At 67.6% G+C, this 19,028-nt stretch carries 18 protein-coding genes; 9 read left to right on the plus strand and 9 right to left on the minus strand.

What is annotated here, in order from left to right; genetic code table 11:
* Positions 1 to 14 precede the first annotated feature (14 nt).
* The 4 genes from ABIB25_RS23260 to ABIB25_RS23275 all read left to right on the plus strand — a co-directional run bounded on the left by ABIB25_RS23260 (position 15) and on the right by ABIB25_RS23275 (position 3,778).
* Positions 15 to 992, plus strand: a complete 978-nt coding sequence (locus ABIB25_RS23260; RefSeq protein ID WP_354530909.1) for a GGDEF domain-containing protein — start codon at positions 15 to 17, stop codon at positions 990 to 992.
* Between the two features lie 247 nt (positions 993 to 1,239).
* A complete protein-coding gene (locus ABIB25_RS23265; protein ID WP_354530910.1) occupies positions 1,240 to 1,833 on the plus strand; it encodes a DinB family protein in 594 nt (197 codons plus the stop codon).
* Positions 1,834 to 1,875: 42 nt separating this feature from the next.
* Entirely contained in the window at positions 1,876 to 2,484 is a 609-nt protein-coding gene (locus ABIB25_RS23270) for a GDSL-type esterase/lipase family protein (RefSeq protein WP_354530911.1), read from the plus strand.
* Positions 2,485 to 2,731: 247 nt separating this feature from the next.
* On the plus strand, positions 2,732 to 3,778 hold the full coding sequence (locus ABIB25_RS23275; protein WP_354530912.1) for a sensor domain-containing diguanylate cyclase: 1,047 nt from the start codon (positions 2,732 to 2,734) through the stop codon (positions 3,776 to 3,778).
* A 98-nt stretch (positions 3,779 to 3,876) separates the two neighbouring features.
* On the opposite strand, the gene ABIB25_RS23280 is transcribed toward ABIB25_RS23275, so the two are convergent.
* The 9 genes from ABIB25_RS23280 to ABIB25_RS23320 form a co-directional block, all read right to left on the minus strand.
* Positions 3,877 to 4,011, minus strand: a complete 135-nt coding sequence (locus ABIB25_RS23280; RefSeq protein WP_354530913.1) for a hypothetical protein — start codon at positions 4,009 to 4,011, stop codon at positions 3,877 to 3,879.
* Between the two features lie 150 nt (positions 4,012 to 4,161).
* Positions 4,162 to 5,220 carry a hypothetical protein gene (locus ABIB25_RS23285; RefSeq protein WP_354530914.1) on the minus strand — a complete coding sequence of 353 codons (1,059 nt, stop codon included), beginning with the start codon at positions 5,218 to 5,220 and terminating at the stop codon, positions 4,162 to 4,164.
* Positions 5,221 to 5,339: 119 nt separating this feature from the next.
* Positions 5,340 to 6,110, minus strand: a complete 771-nt coding sequence (locus tag ABIB25_RS23290; protein ID WP_354530915.1) for a hypothetical protein — start codon at positions 6,108 to 6,110, stop codon at positions 5,340 to 5,342.
* 281 nt (positions 6,111 to 6,391) lie between these two features.
* Entirely contained in the window at positions 6,392 to 7,219 is an 828-nt protein-coding gene (locus tag ABIB25_RS23295) for a glycosyltransferase (protein ID WP_354530916.1), read from the minus strand.
* Between the two features lie 254 nt (positions 7,220 to 7,473).
* Entirely contained in the window at positions 7,474 to 8,607 is a 1,134-nt protein-coding gene (locus ABIB25_RS23300) for a trans-sulfuration enzyme family protein (RefSeq protein ID WP_354530917.1), read from the minus strand.
* Positions 8,608 to 8,660: 53 nt separating this feature from the next.
* The gene (locus ABIB25_RS23305; protein ID WP_354530918.1) at positions 8,661 to 8,987 is read right to left on the minus strand and encodes an ArsR/SmtB family transcription factor; all 327 of its coding nucleotides are present in this window, start codon (positions 8,985 to 8,987) and stop codon (positions 8,661 to 8,663) included.
* Positions 8,984 to 9,439 (minus strand): SRPBCC domain-containing protein, encoded by a 456-nt coding sequence (locus ABIB25_RS23310; protein ID WP_354530919.1) that lies wholly within the window; start codon positions 9,437 to 9,439, stop codon positions 8,984 to 8,986. The genes ABIB25_RS23305 and ABIB25_RS23310 overlap by 4 nt, the downstream gene beginning before the upstream one ends.
* A 128-nt stretch (positions 9,440 to 9,567) precedes the next feature.
* Positions 9,568 to 11,133: an alpha-amylase gene (locus ABIB25_RS23315; RefSeq protein WP_354530920.1), complete on the minus strand. Its 1,566-nt coding sequence runs from the start codon at positions 11,131 to 11,133 to the stop codon at positions 9,568 to 9,570.
* A 175-nt stretch (positions 11,134 to 11,308) separates the two neighbouring features.
* Positions 11,309 to 12,607 (minus strand): MFS transporter, encoded by a 1,299-nt coding sequence (locus ABIB25_RS23320; protein WP_354530921.1) that lies wholly within the window; start codon positions 12,605 to 12,607, stop codon positions 11,309 to 11,311.
* Positions 12,608 to 12,668: 61 nt separating this feature from the next.
* Between ABIB25_RS23320 and ABIB25_RS23325 the strand changes: the two genes are divergently transcribed.
* From ABIB25_RS23325 to ABIB25_RS23345, 5 genes are all read left to right on the plus strand, one after another.
* Positions 12,669 to 13,214, plus strand: coding sequence for an ArsR/SmtB family transcription factor (locus ABIB25_RS23325; RefSeq protein ID WP_354530922.1), 546 nt, complete (start codon positions 12,669 to 12,671; stop codon positions 13,212 to 13,214).
* Positions 13,215 to 13,561: 347 nt separating this feature from the next.
* A complete protein-coding gene (locus tag ABIB25_RS23330; RefSeq protein WP_354530923.1) occupies positions 13,562 to 14,188 on the plus strand; it encodes a TetR/AcrR family transcriptional regulator in 627 nt (208 codons plus the stop codon).
* 274 nt (positions 14,189 to 14,462) lie between these two features.
* Entirely contained in the window at positions 14,463 to 16,826 is a 2,364-nt protein-coding gene (locus ABIB25_RS23335; protein WP_502919890.1) for a molybdopterin cofactor-binding domain-containing protein, read from the plus strand.
* A gap of 8 nt (positions 16,827 to 16,834) precedes the next feature.
* Positions 16,835 to 17,305 (plus strand): (2Fe-2S)-binding protein, encoded by a 471-nt coding sequence (locus tag ABIB25_RS23340; protein WP_354530925.1) that lies wholly within the window; start codon positions 16,835 to 16,837, stop codon positions 17,303 to 17,305.
* A 152-nt stretch (positions 17,306 to 17,457) separates the two neighbouring features.
* Positions 17,458 to 18,948 (plus strand): PAS domain S-box protein, encoded by a 1,491-nt coding sequence (locus tag ABIB25_RS23345; RefSeq protein ID WP_354530926.1) that lies wholly within the window; start codon positions 17,458 to 17,460, stop codon positions 18,946 to 18,948.
* Positions 18,949 to 19,028 lie beyond the last annotated feature (80 nt).

Consider the following 19,028-nt stretch of genomic DNA (forward strand, 5'->3'; position numbering starts at 1 on the left):
GCTAGGCTGGTTCGATGGTCACGTCGACCGATGTCGTCGATGTCGCCGGATCCCTGCAGCCGCCGCGCACCTTCGACGTCGCCAGCGCCCAGGTCGTCGACTACCTGACTGAGGTCGTCCCGATGGGTCTGTGGGCGGTCACCAGGGTGGTCGACGGTCGGCAGATCCTGCTCGTCGCCAACGATCGCGACTACGGTTTCGGGCCGGGCGCGGAGGTTCCGTTCTCCTATTCACCCTGTCACGCCATGGTCTCCGGTGCGGCGCCGCAGATTGCGCCGAACGCCATGGCGATTCCGGAGTACCGGGACACTGGCGTCGCGTCGCAGGTTCGGCTGGGCGCGTACATCGGCACGCCGATCGTGTCCCCGGAAGGCCAGCTGTTCGGCACGGTCTGCGGTTTCAACCAGGATCCGCTGCCCGAGACGCTGAAGGCGCACGAACCACTGCTGGCCCTGCTGTCCGGGCTGCTCTCGTCGGTACTGGAGGCGGATCACGCCGCGACCACGGCGCGCCGGAGCCTCGAGGCGGTGCAGGTCGAGGCCGACACCGACGCGCTGACAGGGCTTCTCAACCGGCGGGGGTGGGACCGGCACCTGGAACGCGAGGAGGGCACCTTCCGCAGATTCGGCGATCAGGCCAGCGTGGTGGTGATGGATCTGGACGGTCTCAAGGTCATCAACGACACCCGCGGCCATGACGCCGGCGACGCCCACCTCCGCCGGACGGCAGCTGCTCTGCGTGCTGCCGTCCGGTCGGGAGATGTGCTCGCCCGGCTCGGTGGTGACGAATTCTGGGTCGTCGCGGTCGGTGCCGCCGCCGACGCGATCGACCGGGTTCTGCTCCGGATGCGGCACTCGCTGGATTCGGCCGGCATCGCCGGTTCGTTCGGCGCTGCCGCCATCACCGTCACGGATGGTCTCGCGGGTGCCTGGAAGCGGGCCGACGTCGCCATGTACGACGACAAGCGTTTCAGGCGAGCAGCTCTCGACTGACGGACGTCGGGACCGGTGATCCACTTCCCCTGCCGCGACAGCCCCGAAACATTCCCTGATGAGGCACCGGTCGCGGCCTGGGCGCTGGCCCAGTCGTGGCAGGCGCCCGGTAGGCGGCTGCTGCTCGCCGTCCGGTGGCGGTGCAGAAGACGAAACCGGCGCTGCAGCGCGCATTGCAGCAGCACTTTTTTCGCGCCAGGAAACCGGGTAGCCGCAGCCCTCGTTGTGCGGTGGCATTCTGTCCCTCATGCCGATCACCGAACCAAGGGATGACTTCCAGCGCTATCTGCGCATCGCCCGGGAGGCGCTCGTGTTCAAGCTCGACGGCCTGTCCGAGTACGGGATCCGGCGGCCGATGACGCCGACCGGCACCAACCTCCTCGGGCTGGTCAAGCACGCCGCCGGCGTCGAGATCGGCTATTTCGGCGGCTCCTTCGGCCGTCCGTTCGGGGAATCCCTGCCGTGGTTGGACGAGCAGGCCCCGGACAACTCCGACATGTGGGCGACCGCCGACGAATCCCGCGAGGACATCATCGGCCTCTACCGACGGGTCTGGGTCCACTCGGACCAGACCATCACCTCGAATCCGCTGGACGCCGTCGGACGGGTGCCGTGGTGGGGAGAGCACGGCGACGTGACCCTGCATCTGTTGTTGCTGCACGTCATCGCCGAGACCAACCGGCATGCCGGCCACGCCGACATCGTGCGGGAGCTCGCGGACGGCGCTGCCGGGTTGCGCGCGGACAACAGCAACCTCCCGTCCGGCGACGAACTATGGTGGCAGCGCTACCGCGAACAGCTGGAGGCCGTCGCTCTGCAGGTGGGCGACGTGCACCCCTGAGCGGCGGGAACTGTTCGGCGGTCCGCACGTTGTACCGGGGTCATGACACTTTCCTTCGCCGTCCTCGGCGATTCCATCGCGTACGGCCAGGGCTCCAGTCGTCCGGCCGACACCGTCGGCGCCCGCCTCACGGCTGAATTGATCGCCTCCGGCAGACCGACGGAACTGCGGGTCTTCGCGGTTCCGCGCGCATGCAGTGACGCCCTGTCAGGTCAGGTCCGACAGGCCACGGACTGGGGCGCCGACCTCGCCCTCGTCGTCATCGGCGCCAATGACCTGACGCACTTCGTCCCGACGGGCCAGGCCGCAGCCGCCCTCGGCGCCGCGGTCCGCGCGCTCCGGGCCGCCGGCGTCAGGGTGGTGGTCAGCCCCGCCCCGGATCTGAGCGTGGTGCCGTGGGTGCCGCCGCAGATGCGCATCCTGGTCAGTTCGGCCAGTGATCAGCTCCGCCGGGCCCAGACCAGGGCCGCCCAGACCGAGGGCGCCAGGGTCGCTGATCTGGACGGCGCCACCTCTGCGGCCTTCGCCGCCGACCTCGACCTGTTCAGTGCCGACCGGTTCCATCCCTCGAGTGCCGGGTATGGATTGATCGCGGCGGCCCTTGCGCCCGCGATTCTCGCTACCGCCGCCGAGGTGTCCTCCGCCAGGTGAGGTGCCGGTTCTGGCTGGTCAGGGACGTGGGCAGCAGATCAAGTGAAGCCGTGTGCCGGATCGGTGGCCGTGCTACCTTTTGCGTCAGTCGATCGGATCCGCGCGTTCGGGGGCGTGGACGACGAGCACTTCCAGAGGTGGCCGTGGTGCCGTGCGGGAGCACAGGGTGGTGAGGCACTGCGATTGCGGGTGCGTCAATCACGCTGATGAGCCCTCCCTCGCCAGGGGCAGCACCCTGCTGGGCCAATTGCACAACTTGTCTGCGCTGGCCAGATCCCTCAGCCAGGTCACGACCCTGGAGCAGTTGCTCGAGGTGGCCGGTGAGGAGATCCGTGCCGGCCTCGACTGTTCGACCGTCTCGATCTCCCGGTTGGAGCCCGGTGCCGGCATGTTGCGCACTCTGATCAACGTCGGGGATCTGGGCCCCAGCGAACAACGTTGGCCCAAGGACGAGGTCTACACGTTGCAGAATTTCCTGAACCTGCAGGGCATCGTCAGCAACCTGCAGATGTGGACGATGACGATCGGCGATCCGGAGGCCGAGCCGTCGGAGGTGAGACTGCTCGAAGAACTGGGCAAGAAGACCGCGATGGGGGCGCCGCTCATCGTCGACGACACCCTGTGGGGCGAGCTCTACGTCACCTACGCCGAGGCGGATTTGTTCGGCGCCGGCGACAAGGCCTACGTCGAGGTCTGCGTGGCGGTTCTCGAGAGCGCAATCACCAAGGTCCTGCAGATCCGCGTCCTGGAGCGGCTGGCCTTCCGTGATCCCCTGACCGGGCTGGCGAACCGCCGCGCGCTGGACGAAGCGGCCGAGTCGGCCTACGGGCTGCTGGCCGGGAAGAACATGCTGCGGGTCAGCGTGGTGGCCATCGACCTGAACGGTCTGAAGAACGTCAACGACACCGTCGGCCACGCCGAAGGCGACCGCCTCATCACCAGCGCGGCCGCCGCCATCCAGAACCAGTTCAACCGACTGCCGGGCAGTCTCACCGCCCGGGTCGGTGGCGACGAGTTCGTCGTGCTGGTGCCCAGCCACAGCACCGAGATCGTGGCGGCAGCTGCCGAGGCGGCGGTGGCCAGCATCGCCGATCTCGAGCTGGGCGACGGCGCGTCGTGCGGCATCGCAGTCGCCCAACGCCCCCACATCGACGAGTCCGTGGCCGCGCTGCTCGCCCGAGCCGACAGCGCCCAGTACGAGTCCAAGCGTTCCGGTGCCCTGGTGATCGTCGAAGCCCCGGCGAGTCCCCCGCGTGCAGCGGGCACTGGTCATTCGGCCCAGACCGCCAGCTGATCCGGCCGCACGGAGCCGGGACCCACCCCAGATCGACATCCACCCCGAGACGGTCCACCGATTCGGGCCTCTCCGTTCGGCGGCGGCGCCCGATCCGGTCAGGCGTTCTCGGCGGCTGCGGCTGCGGCTGCGTTCGCGGCAGCGGCGGCGGCTGCGGCTGCGGCGGCGGCTGCGGCTGCGGCTGCGGCTGCGGCTGCGGCTGCGGCGGATCGAGCGGGGAGCAAAAGTCCCATTTGTGTCCGGAATGTCGGAATTATGCTCCCCGCAACTCTGGGTGGGTGGCGGGTGGCGGGTGGCGGGATGGCGGGTGGCGGGTGGCGGGTGGGGGATGGCGGATAGCGGTGGGGGGGTGGGGTGTGGGGGTGCCGGGGCGGGTGCGGGGCTCAGCCCAGGGCGACGGTGACGGAGAGGTTGATGCCGCGAATGTTGACGAAATCGAACCCGCTGAACTTGCCGCCGGAGAACCCGAGACCCGCGAGAGCCTTTCCGTCCGCTCCTTTCTCGTAGCTCTGGTGGTTGACGGCGTAGCCGGCCTTGGGCAGCGCCAGCAGGAAGAAGTTGTAGGCCGCGTCGGGTTCGGTATCGGTGGTCGTGCACACCAGGTTGCCCACGGTGTCCTTCGCAGTGTGGGACCCGCTGCAGTCGGCGCCCCGGGGCAGCGGTACGTCGGTGCCCGGCATCACCCCGCCCACGGCGGCCGGCGCCACCGTCGGTCCGGACGCCGTCACCACAGCGGCCGATCCGGTGGGGAGCGGCGCCGTCATGGTAGGTGAGGTGTTGCCGCTGCCGAAGATCCGGTTGCAGAGCAGGCCGTACTGGGCGGCGATGGCCGAAGCGGCGGAGTCCGGGATGTTCTGCACGTCCGGCAGGTCCTTCTTGCCGGCCAACTCCTTCCAGCCGAGGCTCGTGACCCCGCACCAGACGGCATGGGCCCCCGTCCCTTTGATGGCGAACATGTCGGGGTTCCCGGCGAGGTGCCCGGCGTGGTCCCCGATGCCGGAGATCAGCTCGGGGTGACCGGTCTCGGTGGCCAGATTCCACCGGTCCTGACCGTCCTGACCGACCACCACCAGCATGTCCATGCTGGTGGACAGCCCGCCGCCGTCGGCCGCCGCCCACTCGCAACCGAGCGTGGAGTCGGACTTGATCGGCGAGGGCAGAGAGGTGGCGACCGGCACGGTGAAGAACGGCTGCAGGTCGGCCTTGGTCAACGCCCGGCAGGGGTCGATGGCAGGTCTGGCCGGACCGGTGTCCGGCGCGGTCGAGGTGTCCGCTTCGGATGCGGGACCCGCGGCGGACTGGGCGGCGATCGCCGACACGACCACCGCGGGCAGCGACGGAGCCCCGAGCCCGGTGGTCGGAGCTGAGGTCGAGGAGCAGGCAACGAGGCAGAGCGCGGTGGCCGCGATCAGGAGGCCGGCGGTGAGACGAGGTGGAGTCATGACCTCATCCGACTCAGCCGCCGTAACGTCTGAGTAACAGGGCTATCCGGACGGTCAGAGCCGTGAGGCCGGTGTAGGCGGACCAACCCGACCCGGTCGGTCGGGGCGGCCGCGTGGGGTCAGTTGATGATGCCCGCGCAGGGCGGGATCTTGGTGTTGATCGCCGCCTTGGTCTCCGGCGTGAGCGTCACGGCGGCCATCGCCACCGCAGCCGGGCCGCTGTTCGCATCGGCGGTCAGGGTGGCCACCTTGCTGTTGTCACCGTTGGCGGCGGAGGTGGCACCCGCCTGGAACAGGTCCCCGAGTTCCTTGAAAGCGGCCACGGCCTTGGTCGCATAGTCACTTCCACCGCTGAACCCGGGAGGCGGCAGGGTGGCCACGCTGCTGGACGTGGTCGAGTAGATGGTGCCGATGTCGGCCAGCACCGGGCTCAACGCCTTCAGCTTGTCGGCGTCCGTCGCTCCGCCGGCGGTACCCATCTTGGCCGCTTCGGCCTTCAGTGGCGCCAATCCGGCGCAGACCGCGGTGAACCAGGCGGTCGTGGCATCGTCCAGCGTGCTGGAGGGATCGCCGACGGTCTGGGTCACCGCGGGCGCGCCGGACGCCGCCGGGGGCGGGGACATCTCGGGGCCTGACGACATCGCTGGGCCAGACGACATCTCGGGGCCCGACGACATCTCGGGGGCCGACGACATCGCTGGGCCTGACGACATCTCGGGGGCCGACGACATCTCCGGGGGCGGGGTCATCGCGGCGGGGGACGCTGCCGAAGTGGTGGCCGCGGCAGATGTCGAGGGTCCGGCGGTGGCGGTCGAGGAGGATCCACAGGCAGCGGTGCAGAGCAGCAGAAAGCTCAGACCGGTGGCGATGATCCCATTCTTCTTCGTCATGGAGTTGCCCCTTTCTGATCGAATGACGCCCGGCCCGCGGTCATCCTGTTCGCACCGGATGAAATGGTCAGATCAGACGATAGCCGTTTCGCCCAGAGCCCCGAATCGATCAGCCGGAAAGCTTTCAGATGTCGCTCTCCCGGGCAAAAGGGCAGGGAGCCGCCGGGCCGGCATCATGGCTCCGGTGACCGTCGGTCAGATCGTGACCTCGGTGGGGTGGCCCATTTCTTTGGGTTTTCTTTGCAATTCTGCCGATGCCGCCGGATGCGGCAACGCCGGATTCACCAGCCGACGTACCAGGCTCGCGTTGATCCGGTGTTGTTCGGCTCGAAGGCCCGCTCGGTGAGACCGGCGATCTTGCGCCATTGATCTCCCCACAGGTTGTTCAGTCCGGTGGTGATCTCGGCCCTTGCTACGTCGTGGGTCTCGGCAGGCAGTTGGTTCATGGTTCCGCGACCCGCGTGGTCCACGTAGGCGGTCTCGGTGACCAGGCAGCGCAGTCCGTCGGCCCTGGCCCGCAGCGCGTAGTCGACGTCGGCCCCGTACCCGTGACGGGGGAAGGCCTCGACGTTGAGGATGCCGACGACCCGCACCAGGTCGATGTTGAAGGCCAACGCGGTGCCGTCGCAGAACGGCACCTCGCGGTAGGCGCGGCGTGGTTCGAACGAAGCGGCGCTCCCCTGCACCGTCCACACTCGTTGGTGTAGCCAGAAGTCGTTGTAGCAGGCGGCCGCGATGGCCACGTCGTCGTTCTCGATCACCGACAGTGCCAGCCAGTAGACGAAATTCGGGGAGAGCCGGGTGTCGTTGTTGACCACCATGCACACGTCGTCGCCCTGCGCCATCGCGTGCTCGAGGCCCCAGTTCGTGGCGCCGATCCAGCGCGTGTTGCTACCAGGGCGGTGTACCGACACCCGTTCGTCCTGGTAGGGGGATTCGTAATCGCCCCGGTTGTCGACCACGACGATCCGGTAGTTCGGCACCAGCGCCACGTCGCAGTCCAGGAGATCACCGACCACCGTGTCGGTCAGGTTCGACGCCCCGAACGCAGGCACGATGACAAGAACGGACTGCTCGATCGGGGTCACTTCTTCCGCATCGGTCAACATCGCTCGGTTACCTTTCGCACGGCGGGTCCGGACACCATTTCGCATGGCAGGGACGGCCACCTCTCGCATGGCGGGCCGACCATCTTCTGCAGGGCAGGGCCAACAGACGCTCCCAGGGTAGGGCTGTCTCGGCGCGGCCCGTCGAGCGAACCCCTGACCTGGGACGATGTCGCGCGCTGTGATCCGGGCAACAACACAGCGCTACTGGGCGAACCAGATCCGGGTCGTGACAGCAGTCCCTTGGTCGGCCTTCCTCAGCCTGCCAGGGCCTGTACCAGGTCGTCCCACAGGTCCTCGACGTGCTCGATGCCGACGGAGAACCGCAACAGGTTCTCGGGGGCGCCGTTGGCCGCGTCGACCGCGTAACGGGCCCGGCGTTCGATCAGCGACTCGACCCCGCCCAGGCTGGTGGCATGGGTGATCAGGGCGACCCGGTCGCAGACGGCCTCGGCCTCCGCCGCGCCTCCGGTGACCAGGAAGGAGATCATCGCGCCGTAGCCCTGGTGCAGTCGGGTGACGCGTTCGTGGCCTGGATCCGCAGGCAGACCGGGGTACAGCACCCGCTCGACGCCCGGGTGCGCGTCGAGCCGCCGCGCGAGGTCCGCGGCGTTGGCCTGGGCCCGGTCCATCCGGACGGCCAGGGTGCGCATGCCCCGGAGGGTCAGGAAGGTTTCCAGCGCGCCCGGAGATGCGCCACCGAGGTCACGTCGCAGCTTGAGCCCGGCCCAGACCTTGCTGTCCTTGGCGACCAGTGCGCCCATCAGGACGTCGGAGTGCCCGGCCAGGTATTTGGTGGCCGAGTGCATGACGATGTCCGCCCCGTGTTCGAGAGGCCTCAGCACCACCGGCGAGTTCCAGGTGGAGTCGACGGCGACCAGCGCGCCGACGGCATGGGCCGCCTCGGTCAGGACGGGCAGGTCGGCGACCTCGAACATCGGGTTGGTCGGCGTCTCGACCCACAGCAGGGCCGGTGCCGGTACCAGCCGGAGAGCCTTGAGAACTGCTGCAGTGTCGCTGATGTCGACGCGCCGGACAAGTGCCCGCCCGAGCCGTACCTGCTCGTCGAGCAGCATGCTGCTCCCGGAGTACACCGACCGCGGTGCCACGATGACACTACCGGTCGGCAGCCCCTCGATGACGGCGGCGATGGCCGCCATGCCGGACGAGAAGCCAAGTGCCAGACCGCCTTCCAGCTCACCGAGAGCGGTTTCGAAGGCGCGGGTGATCTCGCTTCCGCCCTGCCGGAGGTAGTTCGCATCGGTCCCGGCGTGGAACGTGGCGGACAGCGGGATGCCGGAGTTCAGCGGTGCGCCGGGCTCCGGGGCCGGACGCCCGGCGGCGACCACCACGCTCGACTGCCGCAGGGCGGAGGACTCACGCAAGCTCATGGTCGAGGACGGTAGTCCATCGCCATCCCCGACGATCCCGTGGCCGGCCTCGACTACTCGGGATGCTCCGCTCTGGCCTTGAGTTCCTGCAGGCGGGCGTCCCAGGCTGCGGCCAAGGAGTTCATCCAGGCCGCAGTGGCGGTCAACTGCTCCGGCCTGACACGGAAACACATTTCACGGCCGGTCTTCTCGCTGGAGACCAGGCCCGCGTCCGACAGCACGGTGAGGTGCTTGACGATGGCCTGACGCGAGACGGGCAGTGCGCGGGCCAGGGCGCTGGCACTACTGGACGGACGATCGGCGACCAGGACGAGCAGGTCCCGCCGGGTGCCGTCGGCCAACGCGGTGAAGACCCGCTCGGGCGGGACGGTCACCGTCACCGTGCCGAGACCCTTTCGGGAGCGATTGCCGCTCGTCCGGCAAGGCTCCGCAGTTCCGACTCCCAGCCCTCGGAGTTGTCCGAGAAACCGGCCTGACGCACGTCTTCCGGCGAATCGAGGGCATCGAAGCCGGATTCGACCACGCTGACCCTGACCCCGTCCGGCGCCTCCTCGAGATGGAATTCGATCAGGGTGCTGATGCCGTTCGTCAGGTCCCGACCCGGGAACTGACTCGCCCACCGGAAGGCTACGTACGTCATCGGGTCGATGGCGATCACCTCGACCGGGAAACGTCCCCACTTGTCCGAGCTCCGGACGGTCACCGCTCCGATGCTGCGGTAGGCGGGGGCGGGGACCTCGCTCGGAACCCACCAACCGGGTTCGGTCACCATGTCCCAGACGCGAGGCAATGGGGCCTGCACCAGGATGTTTCGTTCGATCTGGTCGGTCATGTCGGCAGAGCCTTCCGTTCGGGACGCAGTCGGCTCGTGTGCAACTGCGCGATTGCAGTCACTATGACACCAAGGCACCGCACATGCAACCCCTGGGTTGTATGTGCGGTGCCTTGTCCCACCGAGCGTCAGATCTTGGCGAGGCGGTAGATCGCCACCGAATCCTTTGCCGGGACGGTGATCGTCGTCTGGCCGCGGTAGTCGACGCGAACGGTCGGCCCGGAGCATCCGTGCTGGGCCTTGGACCCGTGGATGATGTCGCAGTAGGTGCCGGCGGCCAGTCCGGTCTGCACGGTGACCTTCTTCGCAGCGGTCTCGTTGTTGACGGCGATGAAGGCGCGGTCGCCCCGCGAGAAGGCGGCCAGGTTGTCGCCGTCGTCATACCAGTTCGTCACGGCGGCCCTGCCCGCGTCGTTGTGCCAGCCGACCATGTTGGCCACGCCGGTGTACCGGTCGACGCAGACCCAGCCGTTGCTGCAATCGGTGTTCGTCACGAACCCGTTCGCATCCGACGGCGGCGAGTCGTCAGGAAGGGTCCACGCGAAACTCGCGTAGACGGCGGGTGTTCCGTATCCGTAGGCCAGCATGAACTGCGTCGCGATGGTGTTGGAGTCGCTCTTGTAGTTCAGGCTCGAGCCGTTCCGCTCGGTGTCGTGGTTCTCCACGAAGGCCAGCGACTTCGAACTCGGCAGCAGGCCCGACGCCTCGCCGAACACCCTGAGGTCACCGATGTTTCCGCCCGGTGTGGTGGTGTAGCTGCGGAACGCCGACTGGATCTGCGAGGCGAAGTCGAAACCGAGCAGGCTGCCCTGCTGCTGGAACGCGGTGGCCGAGATACGGCCGGGGCTACCGGCTCCGACCTCGAGGGCGATGTACGGACGGGTGCCGTCCACCGTCTTGTGCAGGCGCGACTCGATCGCCGTCAGATCGGTCTGCCCGATGTGCTTGGCCGCGTCGACCCGGAAACCGGAGACGCCGTAGCCGATCAGCTTGTTCAGATAGGCCGCGATGGTGTTGCGGACCCTGTCCGAACTGGTCTTCAGGTCCGACAGTCCGACGAGTTCGCAGTTGAAAACCTGCGTGTAGCTGTTGAAGTCGGCGATCGAGCCGTTCTGGTCGGTGCTGCCCGCGTTCGGCGCGATCGGGCAGTCCTTCGGGTAGCTGTGGAAGTCGGCCGGCGAGTACAGGCCGGCGTAGCTGTACTTGGTGAAGGCGACGTTGCCGTAGGACAGGTTGCCCTGGCCGGTCATGTGGTTGATGACGGCATCGACGATGACCTTCACCCCGGCGCGCCGACAGGTGCTGACCATCGCCTCGAACTGGCTCTCGGTGCCCATCCGGCTGCTCAGGTGGTAGTCGACCGGTTGGTAGACCTCCCACCACGGGTGCAGGACCACATTGCTGCCATTGCCGAGCGCCTGTCGCTTGACCGAATCCTGCGGCGGTGCCACCTGGACGGCGCCGTAGCCGGCCGGCCCGAGCACCGTCGTGCACTCCTTGGCCACCGAGGGCCAGTTCCACTCGAACAGGTTGGCGATGACGTCCTTGACCGGCCGGTTCCGGCCGTCCTGGCCGTGGTTGTCGGGGGTGCCGACGGGAGTGGCCACCGACGCCGTGCCGGCCACCGTGTGCGGAGCGACCGCCGGCAGGGCCAGCGCGACCACGGCGACCGTGGCGGCTACGGTGATCGGCATCGTGGCCCGGCGCCAGCTCGAGCGTGCCCGCCCCGGTGCTGCGTGCGCATGTGATCGGGTTTGCCAGAGTTGAACTCTCATGGAATCTCCACTTCGTCGGGTCGATGGTCCGGGCCGCCCGACGCGGCCAGGACGGGCGTTGCCCGCCCAACATAGTGATCGGCGTCACCCAGCCTCACGCGGGGTGCGTGGGGTCCTCCATGATCGGTGGATCCTGGTACACCGGTAGCTCCCGCATCCGACGCAGAGGCGACAGGAAGACCGGCAGGAACGCGAGTGCACCACCGCAGGCGGCGACCAGAAGGGCGCTCCGGACGCCGATGGTCGATCCGAGCACGCCGCCCAGGAAGGCGCCGAGCGGCATCGTCCCCCAGACGAGGAACCGCATGGTGGCGTTCATCCGGCCGAGAAGTGCCGGTGGGCAGAGACCCTGGCGGAAACTGACCTGGGTGATGTTGTAGATCACCACTCCCATCGAGGTGATGATCTGGGCGACCGCCAGCAGGGCGAGCGTCCAGTCCCGCTGCACGAACGGCACCACAAACCCGCACGGGGCGATGACGAGGACCGAGAGCCAGATCGCCGGTCCCTGCCCCACCCGGTCTGCAAAGCGTCGGGCCAGGAATGCGCCGGTCAGGCCGCCTACCGCGCCGGTCGAACTGATCAGGCCGATCCAGCCGGGCGACAGGCCCAGATCTCGCGCGAGGAGCACGTAGAAGACCGCGAAGGTCATGACGCTGAACAGGTTCGACGTACCGGTGCACAACGCGATCGCCCGCAGGAGGCGGTTGCCGAGTACGAAACGCAGCCCTTCGCCGATTTCCCGCCGCAGCTGTCGATCCGGTTGCCGGGGCGGTTTGGCCGGGCGGGCCTTGATGGCGGCCAGCCACGACGCCGACCACAGAAAGCTCAGCGCATCGACCACCACGGCGAAAGGCGCCGTGAGCACCTGGATCAGCAGACCGCCCACGCTGGGCCCGGCGATCTGCGAGACCGATTCACTGGCCTGGAGTTTCGCATTTCCCTCGACCAGGCCCTTCCGGCCGACGAGCTCTGGCAGATACGACTGATAGGCGACGTCGAAGAAGACGGTGCAGACCCCGACGACCAGAGCGACGACGTAGAGCTGCCCGATGGTCAGCATGCCCGCCCACTGCGCGACCGGGATGGACCCGAGGGCGATCGCACGCAGGATGTCGTTGATGATCAGGACCGAGCGTCGGCGCATGCGATCGACCCAGGCGCCGGCCGGCAGCCCGACCAGCAGGAAGGCAGCCGTCTCGGCCGTCGTCAGCAACCCCACCTCGAAGGTGCTCGCATGGACGGCCAGGATGGCCACCAGCGGCAGCGCGAGTTGGCTGACGGTCGAGCCGAACTGGCTGACGGTCTCGCCGATCCACAGCCGCCGGAAGTCGCGGTGGTGCCAGAGCCCACCCCGTCGATGAGGCGTCGTGGTGGGGTCTGTTGTGGTCACGCCGGCCAGCATGGAACCAGTGATAGAGGTTTGTCAATCACTTTCGACTACAGTTCTTGGCATGACGGAGCCTGGCGGTCCTGCAACGAGTCAGCCTGGCAGCCCTGGATCGAATCAGCGGAGGGCGGCCACCGACCAGGAGGCCAAGGCGCTGGCGTCGTCGCTGCGGCTCCGTATGCTGCGAATCTGCCTGGGGGAGAGCCACACCAACTCCGAGATCGCCCAGATCCTGCACCTGGAACCGGGAAACACGCTGCATCACGTCAGAACCCTGGTCCGCGCCGGGTTTCTCGAGGCACAGGCCGAACGGCGGGGCGCCAGGGGCGCACGCGAGATCCCGTATCTGGCCACCAGGAAGTCCTGGCGGCTCAGCACGCCTCCGCAGGATCAGCTGATGCTGGACACCTTCCTGGAGGAGATCGCCCTGGTGCCGGAAGCCGACGTGAACACGGCTCGTCTGGGGCTGCGGCTGCCGCCGGCGGACATGGAGGAGTTCCGGGCGCAGCTGCAGCACCTCCTCGACGACTTCGCCAGCCGCCCGGATGATCCCGCGGCCCCGGCGTGGTCGGTTTTCCTGAGCGTGCACCCCGACCCGAACCGACCCTGAGGCCGGTTTTCGCTGGTTCGGAGGGGCATTGGGGTGTAAGGCGGGCCGTGGACGGTTTACCTTGGGGCACATTCGGTTTTGGGGGCCACGAACAGGGCATGTTGGGGCACTAGGCGAGAAACGTACTGCAGGCGTTTCATCTCTCAGGTCCCGCCGGTTGAGCCAACAGCCGGCGGGACCGCCTCCGCTGAGATTGTCAGCGGGTGGTCGTCGGGTGGGTCTCGATATCGGGTGGGTCTCGGAGGGCGAGCAGGTGGTCCGGCGCGACGAGGGGTCCGGACTCGCCCGTATTCGTCGGTGACAACTTCTCATTCGTTCCGGATTTACGGAGCCGATAACATGAGCAGGTGAGCGTGGACCGGTTGCAGCCCCCGACCACCCAGCAGCGCCGCACTCAGGTCAGCCGCGAGAAGATCCTGGACGCGGCCGTCAGGTGCCTGGTCGAGTTCGGATACGCGGGCGCCTCGACGCTCAAGATCCAGGAGCTCGCCGGGGTCTCCCGCGGTCGTCTCCTCTACCACTTCGCGTCCCGTGATCTCCTGCTGATCGGCGCCGTCCACCATCTTGCGGCGGGTCGGGTGATCGAACTGGGCAACGAGGCCACCACCATCATCAGGGTGGCGCAGGACGATCCGGCGCGGATCGACCAGGCCGTCGCCCGGGTCTGGCTCGACTTCCACCAGCCCTACTTCTGGGCCGAGATGGAACTCTGGATCGCGGCCCGGCACAGCGAGGAACTCCGCGCAGCGCTCGGTCCGAGCGAGCGGGTGCTCTACCAGAGCATCTACGGCACGGTCGACGCCCTGTTCGGTCCGGTCTTCTCCACCCGATCGAGCTACCAACAGGTCCGGGAGATCCTCTTGTCCAGCATGCGCGGAGTTGCTCTCGCTTACACCTTCCGCAACCGCGTGCCGGCGGCCGACCCGCACCTGGTGTACTGGGTGAAGATGGCTCGGGAGCTGCTGTCCCGGTAGGCGTTTCGCGCAAACTCAGCACGGTGGAGTGCTGTCAGAGGATTTTGCGCATCGCACCCATCCGCGTGCCCTCCGGTTCCGAACATGGACTTTCGCAGGGGACAAATACACCATTTCACCTTTCTTCCGGTCAGTGTTGACTCTTCGCGTCGCAAAGGGGAAGGTGGCGGGAAGTCGAGTTCACCGGCCGCTCTGCGAATGGGTCAGGCCTTCGAAAGGACAGTCAATGGCGACACGTTCACAGCAGTCCCGCAAGCACCCCGCCGGGCCCGCAATGGCGCCCGGCACCGACAATCGCCCGCACGATCACGGGGACATTCCGGACAATGGCGAGGCCGCTCGTGACGGCTTCAGCCGTCGGCGGTTTCTCGGTTACCTGCTCGCCGCTCCGACTCTGGTCGTCGCGGCCGAGCTCAGCCTGTCGAGTACCAGGAGCAACCAGGCCGACGCCGCCATCCCGTCTGCGCCCGGTCCATCGGATCTATTCGATCTGGGTGATCTGCAGAACCTCGCCGCCGCACCGACCTCCGGCCTGATCTCCATCCAGGTCAATGCCGACGGGACCGCTTCGTTCGCCCTGCCGCGCGCCGAGGTGGGCCAGGGCATCACCACCTCGATCGGCATGCTGATCGCCGAGGAGATGGACCTCCCGCTGAACAAGGTGATCGTCACGCTGGCCGATGCCCGCCCGGAACTGCTCCTCAACCAGCTCACCGGCGGGTCCAACTCCATCCGGTCGATGTACACGCCCGTCCGGGTGGCTGCAGCAACGGCCCGCGCGCGTCTGGTGGCCACTGCCGCGGCGAAGTTCGGGGTCGACGTGTCCACGTTGAAGGTCAGTGGCGGCGTCATCACCACGGCTGACGGACGGACCGCCACCTATGGTTCGCTGGCGGTCGCGGCCTCGTCGTCGGTGGTGATCACCCTGCCGGTGCAGCTCAAGCCGCAGTCGCGGTTCACCCTGGTCGGCACCTCCCAGAATCGCGTCGACGCCTTGGCGGCGGTGACCGGCAAGAAGGTCTTCACCATGGACCTGGTGGTGCCGAACGCCCTGCCCACCATGGTGTGTCGCCCGCCGAGCATCAACGGAACGGTGAAGTCGGTGGCGAACATCGCCGCCGTGGAGCTGATGCCGGGCGTCACCGATGTCGTCATCGTTTCGACCGGGGTAGCCGTGCGCGCTGCGACCTTCGGACAGTGCATCGACGCCGTCGATGCGCTAGAGGTGACCTGGGGTGCCGGCAGCGAGGACGCCCAGTCCGACGCCACCGTGCTCGCGGAGATCAGAGCCGCACAGATCCCGCTCGTCGTCCCGCCGCTCAACCTGCTGGCCAAGACCGTCGACGGTGACTTCACCTTCTACTTCCGCAGCAACAGCCCGCTCGAGACCAACTGCGCCATCGCGGATGTCAGGGCGACCAGCGCGGAGATCTGGTCGAGTCTGAAGAGCCCCATCTCCGCACAAGCGGCGATCGCCCAGAAGCTCGGTCTTCCGCAGACCTCGGTGAAGTGCCACGTCACGACGGGCGGCGGCTCCTTCGGACGACACCTGTTCTGGGACGCGGCGATCGAGGCGGCCGAGATCTCGCAGAAGCTGAAGAAGCCGGTCAAGCTGATGTGGCACCGGACGGACGACTTCCGTCATGGACGGACGCATCCGCTGGCCACCTCGCGCATCAGGGCGACCTACCTGGCCGGCAACGTGGTGACCTTCGAACAGCGTCACACCAGTGTGTCGACCGACTTCTCCCACGGACTCGGTGAAGCGATCACCTCGGTCGCCGCACAGCTGCCCGTCGCCGGCAATCTCTCGTTCTCCGAGACGGTCTTCGAGCTCACCGCGAACGTGCCCTACAACTTCGGGGTGACCACGCAGCTGCTCAGCGAGGTCGACATGGGTTTTCACACGGGCAGCACGCGCAACATCTACTCGCCCGACGTCTGCACCTCCACCGAGCTGATGGTCGACAAGATCGCGAAGACAGCCGGCCAGGATCCGTACCAGTTCCGTCGCGCCTTCCTCAAGGATGCGCGGTCGATTGCGGTGCTGGACAAGGTCGCCCAGGTCGGCAACTGGGGTCGCACGATGCCGGCCGGAACGGCCCAGGGCATCGCCTTCCACTCCGAGTACAAGGGCGTGTCAGCCTGTCTGGTCGAGATCGACTGCACCCCAGCTACTGTCAATCGCAAGATCAGAGATGCGTTCACCGGCCCTCGGGTGACCAAGGTCGTCTTCGCGGTCGACGTCGGATTCGCGCTCAATCCGAAGGGGATCGAGGCGCAGATGCTCGGCGGGATCATGGACGGCATCGCCCAGACGCTCACCTCGAGCCTGCATTTCAAGAACGGCATCCCGCTCGAGGGCAGCTGGGACAACTACTACTACACGCGTCAGTGGAACGTCCCGCCGACGATCCAGGTCATCGTCATGCCGACGACGACCGGTAACCCTGGCGGCGCCGGGGAATTCGGCGTGGCCGCCTCCATGGCCGCCGTCGCCACCGCCTACGGCCGGGCCACCGGCACCATGCCGACCAGTTTCCCGATCAACCACAATTCACCGCTCGGTTTCACTCCGCTCCCGCTCGAACCGCCGCTGCCCCTCGAGCCCACCAACGGCCTCACGTCCGGAAATTGAGGAAACCCATGTCCATGCACACGTTCAACGTCAACGGCCAGAAGGTCACCGTCGAGACCGATGACGACGTCCGACTGCTGTGGGTGCTCCGCGACCTGCTCGGCATCCACGGACCGAAGTACGGCTGCGGCCTGGATGTCTGCAAGGCCTGCACCAGCCACATCAACGGGAAGTCGTTCAACCCGTGCTCGGTGCGGGTGGCCGACATCAAGCCGACGGACCAGATCACCACCATCGAGGGCCTGCCGGCCACGGTCGGTGCGGACCTGCACCCGATGCAGCAGGCCTGGCTGGACCAGGACGTCGCGCAGTGCGGATACTGCCAGCCTGGACAGATCATGGCGGCCGTCGCGCTGGTCAAGTCCAAGAACGGCGCCCCGATCACCGAGGCCGACCTCGACGGCATCCGGAACATCTGCCGCTGCGGCACCTACCCGCGTATCCGGGAGGCGATCAGGCAGGGCGCAGCGAAGATGTAGCCAGCTCACCCTCCGTAGTTTTCTTTCCGTCTTTGGGTCGATGACATCCACCGTCAGGGCCGACAACGCCGATGCCTGCCCGGATAACATCGCGAAGGGCGGGGGTCTCCCTCGGGAGCAGTGTCGCGGGTAGGTCTGATGGGGCGAGGGCGATGACATCTCTGATTCCCCGTGCGCTGACGCTGCCCCTACCCGCAGACACCAACCTCGCCGTCGATCTGGAAGAGCTGAGGCTCCAGGCCCTCCGTCGGTTCGGGGTACTCGACACGCCGGCCGAGGATGCGTTCGACGAGATCGCGGAGCTGGCGGCACGACTCTGCGGGGCCCCGATGGCACTCGTCAGCCTGGTCGACCGTGACCGCCAGTGGTTCAAGGCGAGGGTGGGGTTCGAGCCGCCGCAGACCCCGCGCAGCGAATCGTTCTGCGCCCACGCCCTTGACAGCGACGATGTCCTGGTCGTCGAGGACGCTGACCGGGATCCCCGATTCTGGGACAATCCGCAGGTGGTCGGGGGGGCCGGGATCCGCTTCTACGCCGGAGCGCCGCTGGTCACCTCGGACGGTCATCGGCTGGGGACACTCTGCGTGCTCGATACGGTGCCGCGCGCGGGGGACGCCCAGCAGGTCGAGGACCTCGCGCTGTTGTCACGCCAGGTCGTGCGGTTGCTCGAACTGCGCGAGCAGGCGGGTCGGCTCGCGAGTGAGGTCGTAGCCCGGATGGTCGCCCAGGAGGAAAGGGCCCGCAACCAACACCTGCTGGACGAGGTACTGGGCAACACCGACGTGCTGATCTACGCCAAGGACCTGACGGGCAGGTTCGTCCTGGCGAACCCGGCGCTGCGCGACATGATCGGGCCGGTGGAGGGAGAGCTGCTCGGGCAGAGCGACTACGACCTGTTCACGCCCGAGGACGCAGGCACGTTCCGTCGCAACGATGCCCTGATTGCCACCAGCGGGCGCCCCGAGTCGTTCACCGAGGAACTCAACCACGCCGACGGCGGCCTCCGGGTGTATCGATCGACCAAGTTCCCGCTGCGCGGCGAGGACGGCGAGGTGTACGCGGTGGCCGGCGTGTCCACCGATGTGACCGAACTGGCCGCCGCCCGCTCGGAGCTGAAGGAATCGCAGGAACGCTGGCGCGCGCTCGTCGAGCATTCGCCGGTGGCGGTGGCGGTGATCGCCGCCGATGGCAATTTCGTCTATGCCAATCCCGAGGCGCTGGTGCTCTACGGGGTGCACGAACGCGAGGACATCGAGGGCCGGCCGGCAGGCCTGTTCGCCCCGCCGGGCGATCTACCCGACATCAGGCGAGTCTTCGATGAGGTGCTCGCCGGCGGCCCGCCACTGCGCAGTCATCGCCGGCAGCTCCGCCAAGCATCCGGCAGTGTGCTGACCGTCGAGGTCAACGCCGTGGCGGTCACCTACCGTGGCGCGTCGGCCATCCAGGTCGAACTGCGCGACATCAGCACGAGGGCGGCGGCCGAGGAAGCTCTCCGCGCCTCCGAACACCGGTTCCGTGCGGTCTTCGACGACAGTCCGGTGGCGATGGCGCTCGCAGACGAGAACGGCCTCTTGGTCGATACCAACGCAGCCTTCGGGCAGCTTCTCGCGGTCCCCGTTTCAGACCTGCTAGGAGACTCCTGAATAACTGTGTCGGTCCGCCCACCTGATTCGCGGGTTTGGGACGATGGGTGGATGCAGGGTCGAGCGGGTGATCAGCGGGA

Origin of the sequence: Nakamurella sp. UYEF19 (genome assembly GCF_040546275.1) — a bacterium.
GTDB lineage: Bacteria > Actinomycetota > Actinomycetes > Mycobacteriales > Nakamurellaceae > Nakamurella.